The sequence below is a fragment of the Roseateles sp. GW821-FHT03B02 genome (assembly GCF_059421025.1).
Window position 1 is genome coordinate 270,355 of record NZ_JBWKUV010000008.1, and the last position, 18,429, is coordinate 288,783.

Annotated in this window: 16 protein-coding genes; 6 read left to right on the forward strand and 10 right to left on the reverse strand. The window is 69.9% G+C overall.

Features of this window, described 5'->3' with window-relative positions:
• Positions 1-151: 151 nt before the first annotated feature.
• Positions 152-1,324: an MFS transporter gene (locus AC07VX_RS20980; protein WP_493166135.1), complete on the reverse strand. Its 1,173-nt coding sequence runs from the start codon at positions 1,322-1,324 to the stop codon at positions 152-154.
• A gap of 90 nt (positions 1,325-1,414) precedes the next feature.
• A complete protein-coding gene (locus AC07VX_RS20985) occupies positions 1,415-2,314 on the reverse strand; it encodes a LysR family transcriptional regulator (protein WP_493166134.1) in 900 nt (299 codons plus the stop codon).
• Positions 2,315-2,436: 122 nt separating this feature from the next.
• Here AC07VX_RS20985 and AC07VX_RS20990 point away from each other — a divergent pair, with 122 nt between their 5' ends.
• From AC07VX_RS20990 to ypfH, 4 genes are read left to right on the forward strand one after another with little or no spacing between them, the layout of a single operon-like run.
• On the forward strand, positions 2,437-3,069 hold the full coding sequence (locus tag AC07VX_RS20990) for an NADPH-dependent F420 reductase (RefSeq protein ID WP_493166133.1): 633 nt from the start codon (positions 2,437-2,439) through the stop codon (positions 3,067-3,069).
• Between the two features lie 33 nt (positions 3,070-3,102).
• On the forward strand, positions 3,103-3,549 hold the full coding sequence (locus tag AC07VX_RS20995) for a DoxX family protein (protein WP_493166132.1): 447 nt from the start codon (positions 3,103-3,105) through the stop codon (positions 3,547-3,549).
• A 34-nt stretch (positions 3,550-3,583) separates the two neighbouring features.
• The gene (locus AC07VX_RS21000; RefSeq protein ID WP_493166131.1) at positions 3,584-4,384 is read left to right on the forward strand and encodes a dioxygenase family protein; all 801 of its coding nucleotides are present in this window, start codon (positions 3,584-3,586) and stop codon (positions 4,382-4,384) included.
• A 9-nt stretch (positions 4,385-4,393) separates the two neighbouring features.
• Entirely contained in the window at positions 4,394-5,467 is a 1,074-nt protein-coding gene (gene ypfH, locus AC07VX_RS21005) for an esterase (RefSeq protein WP_493166130.1), read from the forward strand.
• A 21-nt stretch (positions 5,468-5,488) separates the two neighbouring features.
• Here the strand turns inward: ypfH and maiA are convergent, their stop codons facing one another.
• Genes maiA through AC07VX_RS21030 form a run of 5 tightly spaced genes read right to left on the reverse strand, consistent with a single transcriptional unit; the run spans position 5,489 to position 10,519 of the window.
• On the reverse strand, positions 5,489-6,133 hold the full coding sequence (maiA, locus tag AC07VX_RS21010) for a maleylacetoacetate isomerase (protein WP_493166129.1): 645 nt from the start codon (positions 6,131-6,133) through the stop codon (positions 5,489-5,491).
• 5 nt (positions 6,134-6,138) lie between these two features.
• Positions 6,139-7,515: an MFS transporter gene (locus AC07VX_RS21015; protein ID WP_493166128.1), complete on the reverse strand. Its 1,377-nt coding sequence runs from the start codon at positions 7,513-7,515 to the stop codon at positions 6,139-6,141.
• Positions 7,516-7,547: 32 nt separating this feature from the next.
• Positions 7,548-8,252, reverse strand: coding sequence for a fumarylacetoacetate hydrolase family protein (locus AC07VX_RS21020; RefSeq protein ID WP_493166127.1), 705 nt, complete (start codon positions 8,250-8,252; stop codon positions 7,548-7,550).
• Positions 8,253-8,276: 24 nt separating this feature from the next.
• The gene (locus AC07VX_RS21025; RefSeq protein WP_493166126.1) at positions 8,277-9,317 is read right to left on the reverse strand and encodes a cupin domain-containing protein; all 1,041 of its coding nucleotides are present in this window, start codon (positions 9,315-9,317) and stop codon (positions 8,277-8,279) included.
• Positions 9,314-10,519, reverse strand: a complete 1,206-nt coding sequence (locus tag AC07VX_RS21030) for a 3-hydroxybenzoate 6-monooxygenase (protein ID WP_493166125.1) — start codon at positions 10,517-10,519, stop codon at positions 9,314-9,316. The genes AC07VX_RS21025 and AC07VX_RS21030 overlap by 4 nt, the downstream gene beginning before the upstream one ends.
• A gap of 106 nt (positions 10,520-10,625) precedes the next feature.
• Between AC07VX_RS21030 and AC07VX_RS21035 the strand changes: the two genes are divergently transcribed.
• Positions 10,626-11,522 carry a LysR family transcriptional regulator gene (locus AC07VX_RS21035; RefSeq protein ID WP_493166124.1) on the forward strand — a complete coding sequence of 299 codons (897 nt, stop codon included), beginning with the start codon at positions 10,626-10,628 and terminating at the stop codon, positions 11,520-11,522.
• A gap of 6 nt (positions 11,523-11,528) precedes the next feature.
• Here AC07VX_RS21035 and AC07VX_RS21040 read toward each other — a convergent pair whose 3' ends face one another.
• Positions 11,529-12,563, reverse strand: coding sequence for a CaiB/BaiF CoA transferase family protein (locus AC07VX_RS21040; RefSeq protein WP_493166123.1), 1,035 nt, complete (start codon positions 12,561-12,563; stop codon positions 11,529-11,531).
• A gap of 14 nt (positions 12,564-12,577) precedes the next feature.
• Here AC07VX_RS21040 and greB point away from each other — a divergent pair, with 14 nt between their 5' ends.
• Positions 12,578-13,147 carry a transcription elongation factor GreB gene (greB, locus tag AC07VX_RS21045; protein ID WP_493166122.1) on the forward strand — a complete coding sequence of 190 codons (570 nt, stop codon included), beginning with the start codon at positions 12,578-12,580 and terminating at the stop codon, positions 13,145-13,147.
• Here the strand turns inward: greB and AC07VX_RS21050 are convergent.
• Together AC07VX_RS21050 and AC07VX_RS21055 are read right to left on the reverse strand one after the other, a co-directional pair.
• Positions 13,119-14,597: a tetratricopeptide repeat protein gene (locus AC07VX_RS21050; protein ID WP_493166121.1), complete on the reverse strand. Its 1,479-nt coding sequence runs from the start codon at positions 14,595-14,597 to the stop codon at positions 13,119-13,121. The two genes, greB and AC07VX_RS21050, sit on opposite strands and share 29 nt — an antisense overlap.
• Complete coding sequence (locus AC07VX_RS21055) at positions 14,594-18,319, reverse strand: TonB-dependent receptor (protein ID WP_493166120.1); 3,726 nt, start codon at positions 18,317-18,319, stop codon at positions 14,594-14,596. Before AC07VX_RS21055 ends, AC07VX_RS21050 begins: the two co-directional genes overlap by 4 nt.
• Between the last annotated feature and the right edge of the window lie 110 nt (positions 18,320-18,429).

Below are 18,429 nucleotides of genomic sequence, written 5' to 3' on the forward strand. Positions count from 1 at the left end.
CCCACCCGGTCACCGCTTGTTCGCACTTCATCATCGCAAGGCCGCCGTTCCAGCACCGCGCGGATTTCCACGGCCTGGGCCACGGTGTCGCGACGAGTCACGGTCGGCCGGGTGAGGGCAGCATCGTTCACCCGCTGCCACCGCGGGGCATCTATGCCGATACGAAGCCGCGGCCCTTAATGCAGGCTGAAAGCGCCAGACCGGCGGCGAGAAGGGACAGGACCAAGCTCGCCATGCCGGCGGCCTGCCAGCTCCAGCGCTCGACGATGAAGCCAACGAACGGCGGGCCGAGGAGGGCGCCGGATGCCCCGAACTGCGTGAGGCGCCCGCTGGCCAGGCTCAACCGGTCAGCGCTGCCGGCGGCTGTCGGCAGCAACGCGAAAACGAGACTCCCAAACACCCCGGAAACGAAGTTGACCAGGACGGCGACTGTCGCGAGTCGGGCTGGCGCAGCGCCCAGCTGATACGCGAAAGGGAACAGCACGGCCGATAGCAGCAGGCTCAGCACCAGCGCGTTAGCCACACTGCCTCGTTTTCTCATGAGCCCGGCCGCGACAGCGCTCGCGGGCACGTTGGCCAGCGCCGCGACTGCGGTCCACGTTCCTGCCTGGGAAATCGACAGGCCCGCCTCGGTCAACAAGGTCGGCATCAGTGCCAGCAGGCCGACCTGGGTGATGACATACACCCCGAATGAGGCCACCAGCATCCACAGAGCGGCTCCCGTTCGCTGTCTGCTGGCACCTCCTGCTGGGAGTGCGGTCTGCGTGCCGCTCCGTGCAGCAGCTTGCATCCTGAGCAGGCAGATGCCGAGTGACAGTCCGAGCAGGACGCTCAGCCCCTGCGCCCAGCGCCAACTGCTCAGGCCCGCTGCGTAGGCGTAGGCCGAGGCGCCGAAGGCCATGCCGACTGGCACGAAGGTGCTCCACAGCAGCATGGCTGCTGCCTGGCGGCGGGGCGGGGCCGAGGTGGCGACAAGCACGGGCGCGGCGACGACGGTGATCAGATAGCCCAGGCTTTCGCACAACCGGGCAGCGACGGCAGTCAGGATGCTGTGAGCCAGTGCGGCCCCCGCGCCGCCCAGGGCCAGGCCGAGCATCGCGAAGCTCAGGCCCCGGTGCATCCCGAACCTTGGCAGGTGGCGGCCTGCCGCTCCGCCGAGCAAGGCGCCGCACACCTCCAGCAGCGCGGTCAGCGCAGCCATCGCGGCCAGCCCCAGCTGCAGGTCGCGCGAGACGAGGGGGGCCAGCGCCGCGAGCTTGCCCAGTTGGGCGGCCGCGAAGACGCCGCAGAGGTAGTACAGAACGATGCTGGGCCAAGGCCTCATGACTTGACCCGTCGCAGAGAGATCACGGCCGCGATTCCATCATGCCGTCGGCGCTGGCCGAGGCTCCGGGGGCGCGAAGGCGCTCCCCGGTCATTCCGGCCAGGCGCGCATGCTGAAGGCGTTGACGAGGAAATCGATCATCACGCGGACCTTGGGCGAGACGAACTTGCGGGTCGGATAGACCGCATAGACGCCCAGCTCGATCGAGCGCCAGGCCGGCATCACCTCCACCAGCCTGCCGGCCAGCAGATCCGCACCGACGAGGAAGCTGGGCTGCAGCACGATGCCCAGGTGGCGCAGCGCGGCCGCGCGGCAGGTGTCGCCGCTGTTGGTCCGCAGCCGTGGCGTCACCTTGACCGAGGCGCTCCCCTCGGGTCCGGTGAACTCCCACTGCTCGCCCATCGAGAACAGGCTGTAGGTCAGCACGTCGTGCGAGGCCAGCTCGGACGGATGGTTCGGTGAACCGCGCTGGCGCAGGTAGTCCGGCGACGCGCACAGCACGAGGCGCGTGGACGTCAGCGGCCGGCTGACCAGCGACGAGGTCGGCAGGCGTGCGATGCGCACCGCCATGTCGAAGCCTTCTTCCACCAGGTCCACCACCCGGTCGGCCAGCGCCACGTCCAGCGTCACCTTGGGATGCAGCGCCATGAACTCCGGCCACAGCGGCGCCAGGTGAAGCAGGCCGAAGGAGAAGGGCGCGTTGATGCGCAGCAGCCCACTGGCCTCGCCGCTGTGCGAGGACACCTCCGACTCGGCATCATCCAGCGCGCCCAGCAACTCGCGGCAGCGGGCGTCGAAGACTTCGCCCTCGGGCGTCAGCGAGAGCCTGCGCGTCGTGCGATGCAGCAGCCGCACGCCCAGGCGCGACTCCAGTTCGGCCACGTAGCGGGAGACGGCCGCCTTCGAGACTTCCAGCGCGTCCGCGGCCTTGACGAAGCTGCCGGCGTCGACGACGGCAACGAATGTCTTCATCTCCAGGAATTTGTCCATCGCGGTCAATTGTCTCAATTGGAGAGACAGTTAAACAAAGAATTCCTTGTTTATCTCCTTTTCATGTATTCCTAAAGTTCATCCATCGCAGCGCCCCGCTGCTCCATCCCAAAGAAACAGTCATGAAGATCACAGTCATCGGTGCCGGCAACATGGGCTCGGCTTTCGTGGCGCAACTGACCCGCGCCGGCCATCAGGTGAGCGTGACGGCACGCGACGGCGCCAAGGCTGCCCGTGTCGCCGCGACCCACCTCGGCGCCCGCGCCGTAGCACCCGAAGCTGCTGCCGCCGGTGCCGACGCCGTCATCCTGGCCACCGGCTACGCGGACGCCGTCGGCGCGCTGCAGGCCCTCGGCGACCTGAAGGGCCAGGTGGTGATCGACATCACCAACCCGTTGACCGCCGACTACATGGGCCTGACCCTCGGCCACAGCACCTCGGCGGCCGAAGAGATCGCCCGGGCCGTCCCCGGCGTCGAGCTCGTCAAGGCCTTCAACACCCTGTTCGCGCAGGTGCTGGCCGAAGGCGCCGATTTCGGCAACGGCCAGCGGGCCAGCGTCTTCGTCGCCAGCGACAGCGAGCGCGCCAAGCAGACCGCCAGCGCCATCGCCGAGAGCATGGGCTTCGCCGTGGTCGACGCCGGCGGGTTGACGAATGCCCGCTACCTCGAACCGCTGGCCGGCCTCAACATCTACCTGGGCTACGGCGCCGGTCTGGGGACCGCCATCGCGCCGACCTGGATTCACAAGTCCTGACCCTTCCGCCTTCAACCTCCCAGGAGCATCACCATGAGCAATCGTCTGATCGACCGCGTGCTGGCCACCGACGCCGGCTGGAGCCCGCTGGCCCTGCGCATCCCCGTCGGCATCATCTTCGTGGCGCACGGCGCGCAGAAGCTGTTCGGCGCCTTCGGTGGCTATGGCCTGGAAGGCACGGGCCAGTTCTTCGCTTCGCTCGGCCTGACGCCGGGCTATCTGATGGCCCTGCTGGCCGGCAGCGCCGAGTTCTTCGGCGGCCTGGCCCTGCTGCTGGGCCTGCTGGTGCGGCCCGCCGCCGCGGCGCTGGCGTTCTCGATGCTCGTGGCGATCTTCGCGGTCCACATCGGCAACGGCCTCTTCATGGCCAAGAACGGCTACGAGTACGCGCTGGCCCTGCTGGCGGTCTCGGTCTCGCTGCTGATCAGCGGTGCGGGCCGGCTGTCGGCGGATGCGGCGATCGCCGGGCGCATGCGCTGAACGCGCGCCGACATTCCTGCGGAGCACGAACCTCATGAACCGCCTGCCCAGCGTCTTCGTGTCGCACGGCGCACCCACGTTCGCCCTCGAGCCCGGCATCGCCGGGCCGCGGCTGGGTGCGCTGGCTCGGGCGTTGCCCCGGCCGCGCGCGGTCCTCGTCGTGTCGCCGCACTGGATGACGCCGAGCCCGCGCGTCGGCCTGGCCACCCGGCCGCAGACCATCCACGACTTCGGCGGATTCGCCCCGGCCCTGTACGACATCGGCTATCCGGTCGAAGGCCATCCCGAATTGGCGCAGCGCGCGCTGGGCCTGCTGGCCGATGCCGGGTGGGCGCCGCAGGCCGACGAACGCCGCGGCTTGGACCATGGCGCCTGGGTACCGCTGCTGCACCTCTATCCGGACGCCGACGTGCCGGTGTTCCAGGTGTCGCTGCCGTCGCGACTGGACGCCGACGCCGCCTGGGCCCTCGGCGCGGCGCTGGCACCGCTGGCCGGGGAGGGCGTGCTCATCGTCGGCTCCGGCAGCCTGACCCACAACCTGGCCGAGTTCCGCTCGGGCGCGGGGCATGACGAGGCTTATGCCACCGAGTTCGCGGCCTGGGTGCGCGAAGCCGTCGTCCAGCGTGACGGCGACCGCCTGTGCCGGACGCTGCAGGACGCGCCGCACGCCAGGCGGGCGCACCCGACCCCCGAACATTTCTGGCCCCTGCTGGTGGCCGCCGGCGCGGCCGACGCGTCCGGGCCGGCCAGCGTCACCGAGGGCGGCATCGCGCACGGCATGCTGGTGATGGACGCCTTCGTGTTCGGCAGCGTCCTGCCTGAGCAACGAATCTAAGAGCTCTTGATGAACCACCTCGTCGTCCAGCGGCCCGCCGCTCCGAAACAGCTGGTGCTGCTGTTCCACGGCGTCGGTTCCAGCGCGCGCGACATCGCGCCGCTGGGCCAGGCGCTCGCGCCGCATCTGCCCGAGGCGCTCATCGTCAGCGTGCAGGCGCCCGAGGCCGCCGGGCGCGGCTGGCAGTGGTTCTCCGTGCAGGGCGTCACCGAGAGCAATCGACCGGCGCGCGTGGCGGCGGCCATGCCGGGCTTCGTGCAGGCCGTGCAGGCCTGGCAGCACGAATGCGCCGTCGGGCCGGCGGCAACGACGCTGGTCGGCTTCTCGCAGGGCGCGATCATGGCGCTCGAATCGACCCAGCTCGAGCGCCCGCCCACCGGCCGCGTCATCGCGCTGTCGGGCCGTTTCGCCCAGCCGCCGCGTGTCGCCCATGCCGGGCTGAGAACCCACCTCGTCCACGGTGACGCCGACGCGGTGATGCCGGTGGCTGGCGCGGTCGATGCGCTGGCGCGGCTGCAGGCTCTCGGCGCCGCCGTCACGCTGGACCGACTGCCCGGGCTGGGGCATGGCATCGACGCCCGCGTCGTCGCCGCGGTCGCGCGCCGGCTCGCCGAGCGGCACGACCTCCCGGGCCTGCAGCTTCACATCGGCGACGAACAGCTGGTGCTGGGCGGCCCCGGCCTGCCCGAGCAGCGCCTGGACCTTGGCGCGGCCCGCATCGCCAGGGATTTTTTCCGCCACGACCCTCCGCTGCCGCACGAGATCGAGCAGGCCATCGACTTCACCGAAGACCAGCTCATGCGGCTCGGCCCACGGCAGGACCCGGGCCCGCTGTGGAGCATTTCGGCGAGCCTGCAGCCCTGGGCCGCGGTGTCCGGGCCGACGATGCCTGTCGATGCCGTCGAGCAATGGTTCGATCGGCTGGCGCTCGCCGCGCAGGGCCGGACCGACGCCCTGGCAGGACTGCCCCCGGGGCGCGAGGCGGCCGCGACGCTGCTGGTGCTGCGCGAGTTCATGCATCACCGCGGCCATGCCGCCCTCACGGTCATCGCGCCGAGCCTCGACCCGAACGCCGTGTCCTGAGCGTCCCGCGCCCGGTCGTGTTCAGCCGGCGTCAGGCTGCAGCGCCGGTGCGGCGTCGCGGAAGGCGGGCAGCGCGGAGCAGGCGGCGTCGACTGCGGCAATGCGGGGCCAGCGCTGCAGGTCGACCTTGAAGCGCCTGGCGCTCTCGACCTGGGGCACGAGGTAGACATCGGCCAGCGTGGACGACTTGCCGAAGCAGAACTCGCCCCGCTGCGGGTCGGCCGCGAGCATGGACTCGATGGCGTCGAAGCCGGCCGTGATCCAGGTGGCGCACCAGCGATTGATGGCCGCCTCGTCCGCGCCGAAGTCATGGCGCAGCGCCTCCAGGATGCGCCGGTTGTTGATCGGGTGAATGTCGCAGCCCACGATGGCCGCGAGGGCGCGCACATGGGCGCGGGCCTTGGGATCGGCGGGCAGCAGCGGCGGCTCGGGGTGGCGCTCTTCCAGCCATTCGAGGATGGCGGGCGACTGGATCAGCGGGCCGTCCGGCGTGTCCGTCTGCAGCGCCGGCACCAGGCCCTGCGGATGGATGGCCTTGTAGGCGGCTCCCAGGTGCTGCTCTCGCCGCAGGTCGACGGGCTCCAGCGCATAGGCCAGGCCCTTCAGGTTGAGGGCGATGCGCAGCCGGTGCGAGGTGCCGCTGCGGAAAAAACTGTAGAGCTTCATGGCGTTCAGGCGGCGCGGCGAAGTGCCGCGGGTGTGGGTTGCGCGGCGGCTTCGCGCGCCGGCGCCGTGGCCTGCTGGGCCCGCGCCATCGGCACGAGCAGCGTCAGCAGCGCGCCCAGCAGGCCCAGGCCCGCGAGCACGTAGAAGATCGAGTCCAGCTGCAGGCCTGCGCCGATCAGCGCGCTGCCCAGCATCGGCCCGCCGATGCCGCCCAGGCGCCCGAAGCCCGCGCACCAGGCCACGCCTGCGGCGCGCACCTGGGTGCGGTAGTAGTTGGCGACGAAGCCGTAGATCAGCGTCTGCGTGCCGCTGGTGCCCAGGCCGACGACGGCGACGATGGCGAGCAGCGCGCCCAGCGGGAAGCCCAGCGTCAACAGCACCAGGGCCACGCCGCCGGTGACGAAGCAGGCCGCCACGACGGGCTTGGGGCCGAAGCGGTCGGCCAGCTGCGAGGCGGCCAGCGCGCCGAACAGGGAGCCGCCGTTGAGCACGGCCAGGAAGGACAGCGAGCCCTTGGCGTTGAAGCCGGCGCGCAGCATGATCTCCGGCAGCCAGGTGTTCAGCGAGTACACCAGCATCAGGCCGGTGGCGCTCATCAGGCCCAGCACCAGGGTCGGGAACAGGTAGTACCGGCTCAGCAGCCCGGCGAAACCGACCTTGTCGCCCTCGCCCGACGTGGCCACCACCCGGGGGGTGCTCGTGTCGGTCAGGGGGACGCCCGTTTGCGCCGACAGCGCGCGGGCCTCGTCCATGCGGCCGCGCGACACCAGCCAGGCGATGGACTCCGGCATCTTGAACCAGGCCAGCGGCAGCAGCGTCACCGCGGGCAGGGCGCCGATCCAGAACATGCCGCGCCAGCCGATGTGCTGCATCGCCACGATGGCGATCAGGGCCGCCAGCAGGCTGCCGAGCGGGATGCCGCCGTTGGTGATGGCGTTGATGGTGTTCTTCTTGCCGGGCGGCGCGTACTCCGCCACCAGGGCCGCCGTGGTGGCGAGCAGCGCACCGATGCCCAGGCCGGTGGCGAAGCGTAGCCAGCCGAAGGTCGTCGTCGTCGTGGTCATGGCGGTGGCGGCCATGCCGACGGAGAACCAGGCGTAGGAGATCAGCATGACCTTGCGGCGCCCCAGCCAGTCGCCCACCAGCCCGGCCAGCAGCGCGCCGACCATCACGCCAAACAGCGCATAGCTGCCCAGCAGGCCGGCGGTGGCGGGCGTGACGGCGCCGAGGTGCGAGGGATCGCGCAGCAAGGTGGACACCACCGCGCCGTAGACGACCAGGTCGTAGCCGTCAAAGATGAGGCCGACCATGGCCAGGGTCACGATCCAGGTCAGCGTGTGCCTGCGCCTGGCTTCTGGAGTGGATACGGGGGTGGCGGTCATGTCTTGTCTCCGGTGTGCTTTTGTTGGGGTCTTTATTCGGCGGCGCCGACGTGCAGCACGATCTCGCCGAGGCCCTCGATGCGGCCTTCGATGCGGTCGCCCGGGTTCACGGCGCCGACGCCCTCGGGCGTGCCCGTGAAGATGAGGTCGCCGGGCTGCAGGTGATAGAACAGAGACAGGTCAGCGATGAGCTCGGGGATGCTCCAGATCAGCTTGTCGATGTTGGACTGCTGGCGCGGCTGGCCGTTGACGGTCAGCTCGATGTCGGCGCGGCTGATGACCTGCTGCGGCATGGCCACGATCTCGGACACGACGGACGACTGCTCGACGTCTTTGCCCAGGTCCCAGGGGCGGCCCTTGTCGCGCGCCACCAGCTGCAGGTCGCGGCGCGTCATGTCCAGGCCGCAGGCATAGCCGTAGACGAGGGCCGGCGCGTCCGAGGCCTGCACGCGGAAGCCCGGCTTGCCGATGGCGACGACGAGTTCCATCTCGTGGTGGTAGTTGTCGGTCTCGGGCGGGTAGGCCACGGTGGCGCCGGACTCGACCAGCGTCGATGGCGACTTGGTGAAGTAGAAGGGCCGCTCGATGGCCTTGTCGACGGGCCGGCCCATCTCCACGGCATGCGCGTGGTAGTTGCGGCCGACGAAGAACAGGCGGTTGACGGGCAGGCGCAGGTCGCTGCCGCGCACGGGCAGCGATTGGACCGGCGGCGGGTTCCAGAGGTAGGAGGTGGTCATGGTGGGGCTCTCGGGTTCAGGGGATCAGGGGCGGACCTCGAAGACGCCCAGCTTCTGGTGCAGCGGGGTCTCGTCGGCGATGAAAAGGAAGGCCGGCTCGTTGGCCGACGCGTTGGTGAGCGTGACCGGCGTGTAGCCCGGCGCGCAGCAGGTGTCGGCGGCTGCCAGATGGAAGTGCCGGGCCGCGACCTGAGCCGTGGCGCCGCCCTCGATGACGTGGAACACGGCCGCCGGGCTGCGCGCGGGAAGGGTCAGCGTCTGGCCCGGGCGCAGCATCAGTGCGTGCAAGCCCAGAATGTTCTGGGCATGTGCGCCCGTCTCGGGGTTGGTGTAGGTCAGCTGCGCGGCCTCGGAGGCGGGCAGATCCGCTGCCAGCGACAGCAGCGCGGCGCGCGCCTCGGCCCAGGGGTAGCGCAGCATCGGGTAGGGCTTGCGGGAGCGCTCGAAGACCGGCGTGGGCACCAGGCCGCCGCGGGCATAGGCCCGCTCGCTGCGCTGTGGCGTCACCGCCTGGCGGGCGCCGTCGACGTGGTAGCTCGCCTCCAGGTAGTGGACGAGGGGCAAGTCCAGCACGTCCAGCCAGACGACGGGCTCGCTGCCCTCGTGGCCGTGCTCGTGCCAGAGGCCGGTCGGCGTCAGGATGAGGTCGCCGCGCTCCATCACGCATTTCTCGCCGTCGACGGTGGTCCAGGCGCCCTGGCCCTCGACCACCATGCGCACCGCGTTGGGCGTGTGGCGGTGGGCTGGCGCCCATTCGCCGGGCAGCAGCAGCTGCATGCCCAGGTAGACGGCAGCGCTGGCCTGCATGCTGTCGGCGCCGAAGCCGGGGTTGGCCAGCACCAGCACGCGGCGCTCGGCCTTCTCGATGGGCGTGAGCTCGCCGGCGCGCAGCAGCAACGGGCGCAGGGCCTCGTAGGGCCAGTGGGTGGCCTGGGTGCGCGGGCGCGGCGCGCCGGGCGGCAGCAGGGCGCGCAGGCTGGGCCACAGCGGCACCAGGTTTTGGGTGGACAGGGCCATGCGGTAGTCGTCGGGCAGGTCTTCGAGGCGGCCGAGGTCGGTGCTCATTGCGGGGTCTCCGTGTTGTTCAGGCAGCTCTCGACGGTCCAGCCGTAGAGCCACTCCATGGCGTCGTAGAAGCGTTCGGGGCTGCGGCCCTTCCAGAGCTCGTTGCGCACCAGGCGCTCGACGCCCTTGGCATGGAAGAGCCGGCCCATCTCGCGGGCGGACAGCACGACGCGGGCGGTGCGGGCGACGCGGGCGCGCTGGTAGAGGTCGAAGGCGCGGGCGTGGTCGCCGGGGTGGCGGGCCAGCGCTTCGCCCAGCGTCACCGCGTCCTCCAGCGCCATGCAGGCGCCCTGGGCCAGGTATTGCAGCGTCGGGTGGGCGGCGTCGCCCAGCAGCACGGCGCGGCCGTAGGCCCATTGGCCGATGGGCTCGCGGTCGGCGGTGGCCCAGCGCTTCCAGTCCCTGGGCAGGTCGATCAGCTGGCGGGCCTTGGGGCAGATGCCTTCAAAGTAGCTCTGCACCTCGGCGCGGCTGCCCTCGCGCACGCTCCACTCCTCGCGCTCGCGGCTGTGGAAGGTGACGACGACGTTGTACTGCTCGCCACCGCGCAGCGGGTAATGAACGAGGTGGCAGTTGGGGCCGACCCAGATGCTGGCGGCATTCCAGCGCAGGTCCGCGGGGAAGTCCTGGCGGTCGACGACGGCGCGGTAGACGACATGGCCGGACACGCGGGCCTCGTCGCCGACGTACTGGCGCCGCACGGCCGACTTGACGCCATCCGCGCCGATCAGCAGCTGTCCGCGGTGCTTGCAGCCCTGGGCATCGTGGACGGTGACGCCCTCGTCGTCCTGGTCGATGCGCTGCACCGTGGTGCCGGTATGCACACGGATGCGGTCGCTGGCCTGGGCGCCTTCGAGCAGCGACTGGTGCACGTCCGCTCGGTGAATGACGGCGTAGGGGTTGCCGAAACGCTGGCGGAAGGCCTCGCCGGTCGGGATGCGCCCGACCAGGCGCTCGTCGAGGGCGTCGTGCATGACCATCTCGTCGGTGTAGACGGCGCGGGCACGGGCCTGCGGGCCGACGCCCAGTGCGTCGAAGGCGGCGAAGGCGTTGGGGCCGAGCTGGATGCCGGCGCCAATCTCTCCGAGCTGCGGGGCCTGTTCGAGCACCGTGACGTCGTAGCCCTGGCGGGTCAGGGCCAGCGCGGCGGCGATGCCGCCGATGCCGCCGCCGGCGACGAGGATGGGAAGCGCCTGGTTCATGGCTTGTCTCCTGCTGTGGTGGAGGCAAGTTTGGGAGTGCTGCTCTATTGCGTAAAGACGTAAAGCGATATACATCGCATATCGCTTTTCAATAGAGGGGTGGGCAATGGCCAAGCTCGATGTCGACTGGTTGAACGTGTTCACCGAGGTCTACCGCACGCAGAGCGTCTCGCGTGCTGCCGAGCACCTCGGGCTGGCCCAGGCCAATGCCAGCATCGCGCTGAACAAGCTGCGCGCTCACTTCGGCGACAAGCTCTTCGTGCGCACGGCGCGTGGCATGGAGCCCACGCCCTATGCGGTGCAGATCTACCCCGACGTGGAGGCGGCCGTGCAGAAGCTGGCCGAGCTGGCCGGCGCCCCGCGGGTGTTCGATCCCGCGACGGCGCAGCGGCAGTTCCGCATCGGCATGACCGACATCAGCGAGATCATCGTTCTGCCAAGGCTGGTGAATCACCTGCGCCGCGTGGCGCCGGGCATTGCCATCGAGGCCGAGCGCACCACCAGCGACAGCCCGCGGCGGCTTGAGGCGGGCGAGATCGACCTGGCCGTGGGTTTCATGCCGCAACTGGAGGCGGGCTTCTACCAGCAGGTGCTGTTCCGGCAGAGCTTCGTCTGCCTCGCGGCGCGGCAGCATCCGCGCATCCAGGCCAAGCCGACGCGCGCGCAGTTCCTGGCCGAGGGGCATATCGTCGTGACGACGTCGGGCACCGGCCACGCCATCGTCGACAAGGTGATGGCGCAGAAGGGCTACGAGCGGCGCATCGTGCTGCGCGTGCCGAGCTTCCTGGGCGTGGCACGCCTAGTGGCGCAGACGGAGCTGCTCGTCATCGTGCCGAGCCGGCTCGGCGAGGCGCTGGCGCAGCAGGAGCGGGTGCAGCTGCTGGAGCCGCCGGTGGCGTTGCCGGCGTTCGCGGTCAAGCAGCACTGGCACGAGCGCTTCCACGCCGACCCCGCCAATGTCTGGCTGCGCAAGGTCATGGCCGAGCTGCTGGGGCAGCTCTGAGTGCCCCTAGCCGCGGCGCGAGAAACGCGGCGCAGCGGCGGGTTGCCAGTGACCGTCCTGCGCCTGAACGAAGCTGCCCCGGGCCTGCGCGTGCGGATGCAGCGGCGCCTCGGCCAGTGTCAGCACCGGCGCGAAGCAGACGTTCGTGCCCTCCAGCAGGGCCGACCACTCGTCGCGCGTCTTCTCGCGGATGCGCGCCGCCACGCGATCGCGCAGCGCCGGCCATTGGCTGCGGTCCTGCTGTGCGGTGGGGTCGACATCGCTCAACCCCAGCCGTTGCAGCAGCTCGGCATAGAACTGCGGCTCCAGCGCGCCCAGGGACACGAAGCGGCCGTCGGCGCATTCGAAGCAGTCGTAGAAGGGCGAGCTGTGCAGGAAGAAGTTCTGTGCCGGCGCATCGCTCCAGCCGCCTGCCGCGCGCATCGAGTGCAGCAGGCTGGACAGCAGGCCCACGCCGTCCACCATGGCCGCATCCACGACCTGGCCGCGGCCGCTGCGCTGGGCCTCCCACAGCGCGGCCATCAGCCCGAAGGCCAGGAACATCGCGCCGCCGCCCATGTCGCCGATCAGCGTGGCCGGGATGCTGGGCGCGACGCCTTGCCGGCTGGCGACGGACAGCACGCCGGTCAGCGCGACGTAGTTGATGTCGTGGCCGGCGGCCTGGGCCAGCGGGCCGGTCTGGCCCCAGCCGGTCACGCGGCCGTAGACGAGGCGGGGGTGCCTGGTGGCGAAGACTTCCGGACCGAGGCCCAGGCGCTCCATGACGCCGGGGCGGAAGCCTTCGATAAGGGCGTCCGCCCCCTCGATCAGCGCGCGTGCTTCTGCCAGGTCATCCGCCGTCTTAAGGTCCAGCGTGACGCGCCGCTTGCCGCGGTCCAGCGCCGTGCCGGTGTCCAGCACCTGGCCGCCGGGGCGTTCGATGACGAGCACGTCGGCGCCGTGGTCGGCCAGCAGCATTCCGGCCAGCGGGCAGGGGCCGATGCCGGCCATTTCGACGACGCGCAGGCCCGTCAGCGGGCCGGTGGAGGAGGGGGCTTGCATCGGACAATGCTCGCATGAACAAGGCCTTCACCAAGGAATCCGATTCGTCCGACGACGACGATGACGACGGCCCTTCGCTGCCCAGCCTGCCGGCGGGCACGCGCAACTACATGACGCCGGGTGGCTATGCGCGGCTGCGTGCGGAGTTCATGCAGCTCATCGACGTCGAGCGGCCCAAGATGGTGGAGACCGTGTCCTGGGCGGCCAAGAACGGCGATCGCTCGGAGAACGGCGACTACCTCTACGGCAAGAAGCGGCTGCGCGAGATCGACCGCCGGCTGCGCTTCCTGACCAAGCGTCTGGACATCGCCGAGGTCGTCGACCCCAGCGCCCACTTTGGTTCCGAGCAGATCTTCTTTGGCGCGACGGTGACCTACGCCAACGCCCGTGGCGAGGAGAAGACCATCACCATCAAGGGCATCGACGAGTCCGACAGCCTGGCCGGCGAGGTGAGCTGGATCTCGCCCATCGCGCGCACGCTGCTGAAGGCGCGCGTGGGCGACGAGCTCAATCTCGTGACGCCGGTGGGCGTCGAGAGGATCGAGGTGGTCGAGGTCAGCTACCCCGCGCCGGCGGCGACTTGAGCATCGCGTCGGCGCGGGCCTTGTCCTCCGGGCTGAGCCGGGCGGCGATGCTGGGCAGCGCGGTTGCGGCCTGCGCGTGGCCCAGGCCCTTGCTGAGGCTGCACCAGGCATAGGCTGCGGCCATGTCCTTGTCGCCGCCCTGGCCCTGGGCCAGCATGACGGCGAGGTTGAACATGGCCTCGGGCTGTCGGTGGCGGGCTGCGGCCTGGAAGAGCTGGCGTGCCGTGGCGAGGTTCTGCGGCACGATCTCGCCGCGGTAGAAGAAGGTGGCCAGCGCGTTCTGCGCGTCGGCATGGCCCTTCAGTGCCGCGTCCTTGTAGAGCACGATGGCCCGCTCGGGTGCGGCCGGCACGCCTTCGCCAAGATCGAGCATGCGCGCGGCCGCGTAAGTCGCGTCCAGATGCCCGGCCTTGGCGGCGGCGCCGTAGTAGGCGCCTGCACGTTGTAGGTCCAGCGGCACGCCGTCGGGCTGGCCGGGCAGCTGGTGGTGGTAGAGCTGGCCGAGCAGGAAGAGGGCGGGCAGATGGCCGGCCTCGGCGGCGGCCTGCAGATGGCCCAGCGCGCGCCGGGCGTCGCGCGGCGTGCCGATGCCGCTCAGCTCGGCCTGGCCCAGCAGCGTGCCGGCGGGCTCGAAGCCGAAGTCCAGCGCCTTGGCCCACCAGCGGTAGGCCTGCGCCGGGTTGCGCTTCGTGCCCTGGCCGGTCAGCTGGATGCGGGCCAGCAGCAGGGTGGCCTCGACGCGGGTGGTGATGTGGTCGGGCTTCTGCGGGTCGAAGCGCAGGCGGTCAGCGACGGGGTCGTAACGCGCGTCGACAACCTGGCTCAGCCATTCCATCGCCTTGGGCGTGCTGGCCGGTGTGCCCAGGCCGAGCAGGTGGATGCGGCCCAGCATCAGCGCGGCCTCCTCGTAGCCCAGCTTGCTCCAGCCTTCCTCGAACTTCACCCGCGCCTGCGCGTAGTCGCCGGCCTCATAGGCGTCGAAGGCCTGGGTCAGCGACTTGTCCTTGCGCGCGATCCAGTTGCGCCCGGCGGCGAAGCGGCGGTCCGTGGCCGAGCAGGCCACGGAGGGCGTCATCGGCGTGCTCGCCGAGGTGCCCAGATCGGCGGCGCCGTCGGGCATGCCGCTGGCGACGTCGCTCGTCTTGGCATTGCCCTCGGGGCTGCGGTCGTTGAGGCGTTCGGCCTCGTTGGACGGACTGTCCTGCAGGCCGAAGTCGCGCAGGTAGGCCAGCGTCACCTCGTCCTCGGTGGCCGAGTAGCCGCTCATGAAGGCGCAGGACGAGGCGTACTGGCGCGACAGCACCTTGCTCTTGGCCGCGGTGACGAGAGCCGGGTCGACGCCGCCGTTGCGCTGCCCCTTGACCTGAACGGCAGGCAGCTGGTTGTCCTGCTGGGCTGCCGCCGCCACCGCCAGCAGCAGGCCGGCAGTCAGGATGAGAGCGCGCCTCACCGCGGGCTGCGCAAGGTCATGCCCACCATGTAGCGGCGGCCGCTGTAGGCATCGATGTAGAGACTGGGGATGCCGTCGCTGTAGCCCTGGTAGCCGCCCGTGTCGCTCTGGGTGCGCTCTCCGGTCAGGTTGCGCACGTCGGCAAAGATCTCCAGGCCGTTCTTGAAGCGGTAGGACACCTTGGCGTCGACGAAGCGGGTGCGGCTGCCGAAGATGGGCGCGCCGGGGTTGTAGGGCAGGCGCCAGCCGGTCGTGCCGACCGAGGGGTAGTTGTTGATGCCGACGTTGGTCGTCGTGTTGGGCGAGAAGGCGTAGTAGCGCGGCGCCACCACCTGCGTGGCGATGCGGGCCGAGAAGCCGCCGTCGTCGTACCAGAGCGAGGCGTTGTACGAGTACTTGGGCTCGTTGATGACGGGCAGCACGTCGCCGCTGATGAGATCCAGTGTCGGCACGCCCTGCGTGGAGCGCACGCGGGTGTAGTTGGCGTCGAAGCCGGTGTAGCGGAGCAGCCAGGGCAGGAAGGTGAAGGCCGTCTTCAGGCCGACTTCGACGCCGCGGCGCGTGGAGGCCTGCTGGTTGTCCCACTGGTTGAAGGCGAACTCCATGTCGGCCAGCGGCTTGCCGGTCGCCGGGTCGACGGCGCTGCTGCCGGCGAAGACCTTGGTGTTGGTGCGCGGCGCCACCAGCGTCGGCGCGCCGATGAGGCCGCGCTGGCGGAAGACGGCGGCGCTGAGCATGGTGTCGCGGTTGGCGAACCACTCGACCGACAGGTTCTGGTTGACGTTGGTCTGCGGCTTCAGGTTTGGGTTGCCCATGGTGCCGGTGCAGCGCTGGTCGGCCTCGCTGCCGTCCGCGTCGTCGGCGCCCTGATCGACGATCTCGCTGTAGATGCAGGTGCCCGAGGGCAGCAGCTTGCTGACCGGCGGACGGGCGATGGTCTTGCCGATGTTGTAGCGCAGCACGGTCTTGTCCGGCACCACCCACAGGGCCAGGTTGAGGGACGGCATTACGTCGGTGTTGCTGCCCTTGATGGCCGTGTTCTGGCGGTAGAAGGTGGACACTTGGCCGGCGGCCGCACCGGGGTTGGCGGGGTCGAAGGCGGCCGTCTTGCGGATGGTCTGGAAGGTCAGCTGCCCGGTGCCGGCGGCCTCGGTCTGCACGATGCGCACACCGACGTTGCCGGCCAGCTCCATGCCGAAGGGCAGCTGCCAGTTCGTGAAGGGCACACGATCCGTCTCGAAGTCCGTCATCAGGTAGGTCGCGTAGGCGCGCTCCTGGAAGCGCGTGACCGGCTGGTCGTAGACCTGGCCGTCGCTGGCCTTGCAACTGACGACGCAGTCCAGGTTCAGCGGGATGCCGGCCATGGAGAACAGCTTGTCGATGTCCAGTTGCTGCCAGCCGTCGATGAGGCCGGCCGCGCGGTTCTTGGCGCCGGCGTAGAACTGGCCGGCCGGGGCAACGGACAGCACCTGCTTGACCATGTCCAGGTACTGGGCCTGCGTCAGCACGGTCTGGCCGTTCTGCGGCGTGGCGGGGTTGGTGCTGGGGTTGTATCCGTAGGCGCAGGGCTGGCCGCCGGCAGCGAGCGACCCGGCCGTGTTCTGGCAGCCGACGACCGAGCTGCGCGTGTTGACCGTGGGCAAGTAGATGCCCGGCACATAGCCGGCCGCGCCGAAGGTGCCCTGCGGGTCACGCACCGTGGCGCCGCCCAGGCCCCAGTAGCTGCCGCGGGTGTCGCGGAAGTTCAGGCCGGCCTGCAGGTTCTGGAAGAAGCTGGACTGTTCGCGCAGGTCCAGCGTGAAGTCCAGCTTGCCGGTCTTCTCGCTGTTGTCGCTCTTGTAGAGGCGGATGACCTGCAGGTTGGTCGTCGGCGTCAGCAGCGGCTTCTGGGCCGAGGTGTAGGCCGGCACGAAGACTGTGTTGGTGGCCGACACGGGCACGGCGGCGGTGGCGGCCTGGGAAGACAGCTGGGCGTACTTGTCGTAGTTGAGCTGGTCGTTGGCGCTGCCGGGCGGCAGGGCGAAGGTCCAGGAGCCGTCGTTCTGCAGCTTGAACGTGCCCTCGCCGTACTGGTAGCCGAAGGCGGCGCGGCGGTCATAGCGGAAGGCCGCGGAGTCGTTGCTACCCACCATGGCTTTCACGTTGACGCGGCCGTCCTTGTACTCGCCGCCGGCCTGCAGGTAGTGCGAGTTGGTGTTCACACGGCTGAAGATCATGTCCGTGTTGTAGAAGCCATCGGTCGTCGTGTAGCTGGTGACGTGGTGGGAGTCGTCCACCGTGTAGCCGGGCTTGATGTTGGAGACGGCACCGGTGGCCAGCGTGCTGCCTGCGCGGTAGCTGTAGGTGTTGGGGTTGACGTAGTACGGGTAGGCCAGGCCCGGGGCCACCGAGCGCACACCGCTGGCCGAGTCGACGAAGAGGCCGGCGCCGTTGATGTTGGGCGCACCGCCGACCGAGAAGTTGCCGACTATGTCGGCCACGTCGCGGCGGTTGCTGCTGTACTTGCCGTAGACGGAGAGGTTGTCGTTGACCTTGAAGTCCAGGCGGATGTCGCCGCCGGTGCGCTTGTCGTCCTGGCTGCGTACATAGGAGCGGATCAGCGCGGGGATGTAGTCATTCCACTGGTTCAGGCAGGTCAGCTGCTCGTTGTTGCGCTGGTTGATGGCGGCGGTGCGCGCCGTCGCGCCGTTGATGGCGTTGGTCTGCACCGTCGTCAGGTTGGGAAAGGCACCGAAGCAGTCGGACTTGCTCTGGGCCGCGGCCGATTTGGTCAGCAGTTCCATCGGCGTGGCCGCGTTGAAGCTGCCACCGGCCGTCAACGGCGAAGCGAGGAAGGTCGTGTTGACCGTGGGGTCGGTTGTCGACAGCGTGGCCGGGTTGAAGGCGAAGGTCTTCTGCGGCGAGTTGTCGAAGTCCAGCTGGCGCAGCAGGCCCTGCTGGTTGTTGCTGCCGCCGTTGGTCAGCTGATGGACCTCGCTTCGGTAGCGCGAGTCGTTCAGGTTCAGCAGCACGCCCAGGCGCTTGTCGAGGAAGCGGTCGGCCAGCACCAGGTTGTAGTTGGGCGTGGTCTTCTTGTTCAGGTCGCTCTGCGTGGCTGCGGCGCGCAGCGAGTAATAGGGCTTGTCGAAGTCCAGGCCGGTGCGGGTCTCGATGATGATGCCGCCGCCCAGCGACCCCTCCACCATCTTGGCCGTCGAGCCCTTGACGACGTCGACGCTCTTGATGAGGTCGGACGACAGCTCACGGAACTCGGCGCCGCGGCCGTCGCCGCCACCCAGCAGGTCGGTGCCGGCGCCGGAGCGCACGGTCTGGCCGTCGAGCTCGACGCGCGTCAGCTCGGGGCCGTTGCCGCGGATGGAGACGTTGACGCCCTCGCCGTAGTCGCCGCGGTCCAGGGCCACGCCCGCCACACGCGAGAGCGCCTCACCGATGTTGCGGTCGGGGAAGGCGCCGACATCCTCGGCCACGATCGAGTCCTGCGCCGTGGCCGCATGCTTCTTGCGGCCGATGGCGGACTGCTGCGACTGGCGCGTGCCGACGACCAGCACCGTTTCGAGCTCATTGACCGGTGCCTTGGGTTTTGCCTCGGCAGGCTTGGGCTCCGCGGACTTGGCTGCCTCGGCCGTGCCGGTGCTCTGCTGGGCCAGTGCCGATTGCTGTGCCCACAGGGCCAGTGCCATGGAAACAGCGGTTGCCACCGCCGGTTTGCTGAACTTGTTCACGTGTCTCTCCGCGCTCCGGGTCGTGGGCCCGTACTTGTTGTGGGTCGGTCGGAGGCTCAAAAGTAAGACTTTTTGGAGCCGCGACGCGACCTTAAGCAGCCGTCGCAACC

Bases quoted from the DNA above. Each gene is read 5' to 3' on its own strand.
- AC07VX_RS20980 (WP_493166135.1), bottom strand. From the start codon at position 1,324: ATGAGGCCTTGGCCCAGCATCGTTCTGTACTACCTCTGCGGCGTCTTC.
- AC07VX_RS20985 (WP_493166134.1), bottom strand. From the start codon at position 2,314: ATGGACAAATTCCTGGAGATGAAGACATTCGTTGCCGTCGTCGACGCC.
- AC07VX_RS20990 (WP_493166133.1), top strand. From the start codon at position 2,437: ATGAAGATCACAGTCATCGGTGCCGGCAACATGGGCTCGGCTTTCGTG.
- AC07VX_RS20995 (WP_493166132.1), top strand. From the start codon at position 3,103: ATGAGCAATCGTCTGATCGACCGCGTGCTGGCCACCGACGCCGGCTGG.
- AC07VX_RS21000 (WP_493166131.1), top strand. From the start codon at position 3,584: ATGAACCGCCTGCCCAGCGTCTTCGTGTCGCACGGCGCACCCACGTTC.
- ypfH (WP_493166130.1), top strand. From the start codon at position 4,394: ATGAACCACCTCGTCGTCCAGCGGCCCGCCGCTCCGAAACAGCTGGTG.
- maiA (WP_493166129.1), bottom strand. From the start codon at position 6,133: ATGAAGCTCTACAGTTTTTTCCGCAGCGGCACCTCGCACCGGCTGCGC.
- AC07VX_RS21015 (WP_493166128.1), bottom strand. From the start codon at position 7,515: ATGACCGCCACCCCCGTATCCACTCCAGAAGCCAGGCGCAGGCACACG.
- AC07VX_RS21020 (WP_493166127.1), bottom strand. From the start codon at position 8,252: ATGACCACCTCCTACCTCTGGAACCCGCCGCCGGTCCAATCGCTGCCC.
- AC07VX_RS21025 (WP_493166126.1), bottom strand. From the start codon at position 9,317: ATGAGCACCGACCTCGGCCGCCTCGAAGACCTGCCCGACGACTACCGC.
- AC07VX_RS21030 (WP_493166125.1), bottom strand. From the start codon at position 10,519: ATGAACCAGGCGCTTCCCATCCTCGTCGCCGGCGGCGGCATCGGCGGC.
- AC07VX_RS21035 (WP_493166124.1), top strand. From the start codon at position 10,626: ATGGCCAAGCTCGATGTCGACTGGTTGAACGTGTTCACCGAGGTCTAC.
- AC07VX_RS21040 (WP_493166123.1), bottom strand. From the start codon at position 12,563: ATGCAAGCCCCCTCCTCCACCGGCCCGCTGACGGGCCTGCGCGTCGTC.
- greB (WP_493166122.1), top strand. From the start codon at position 12,578: ATGAACAAGGCCTTCACCAAGGAATCCGATTCGTCCGACGACGACGAT.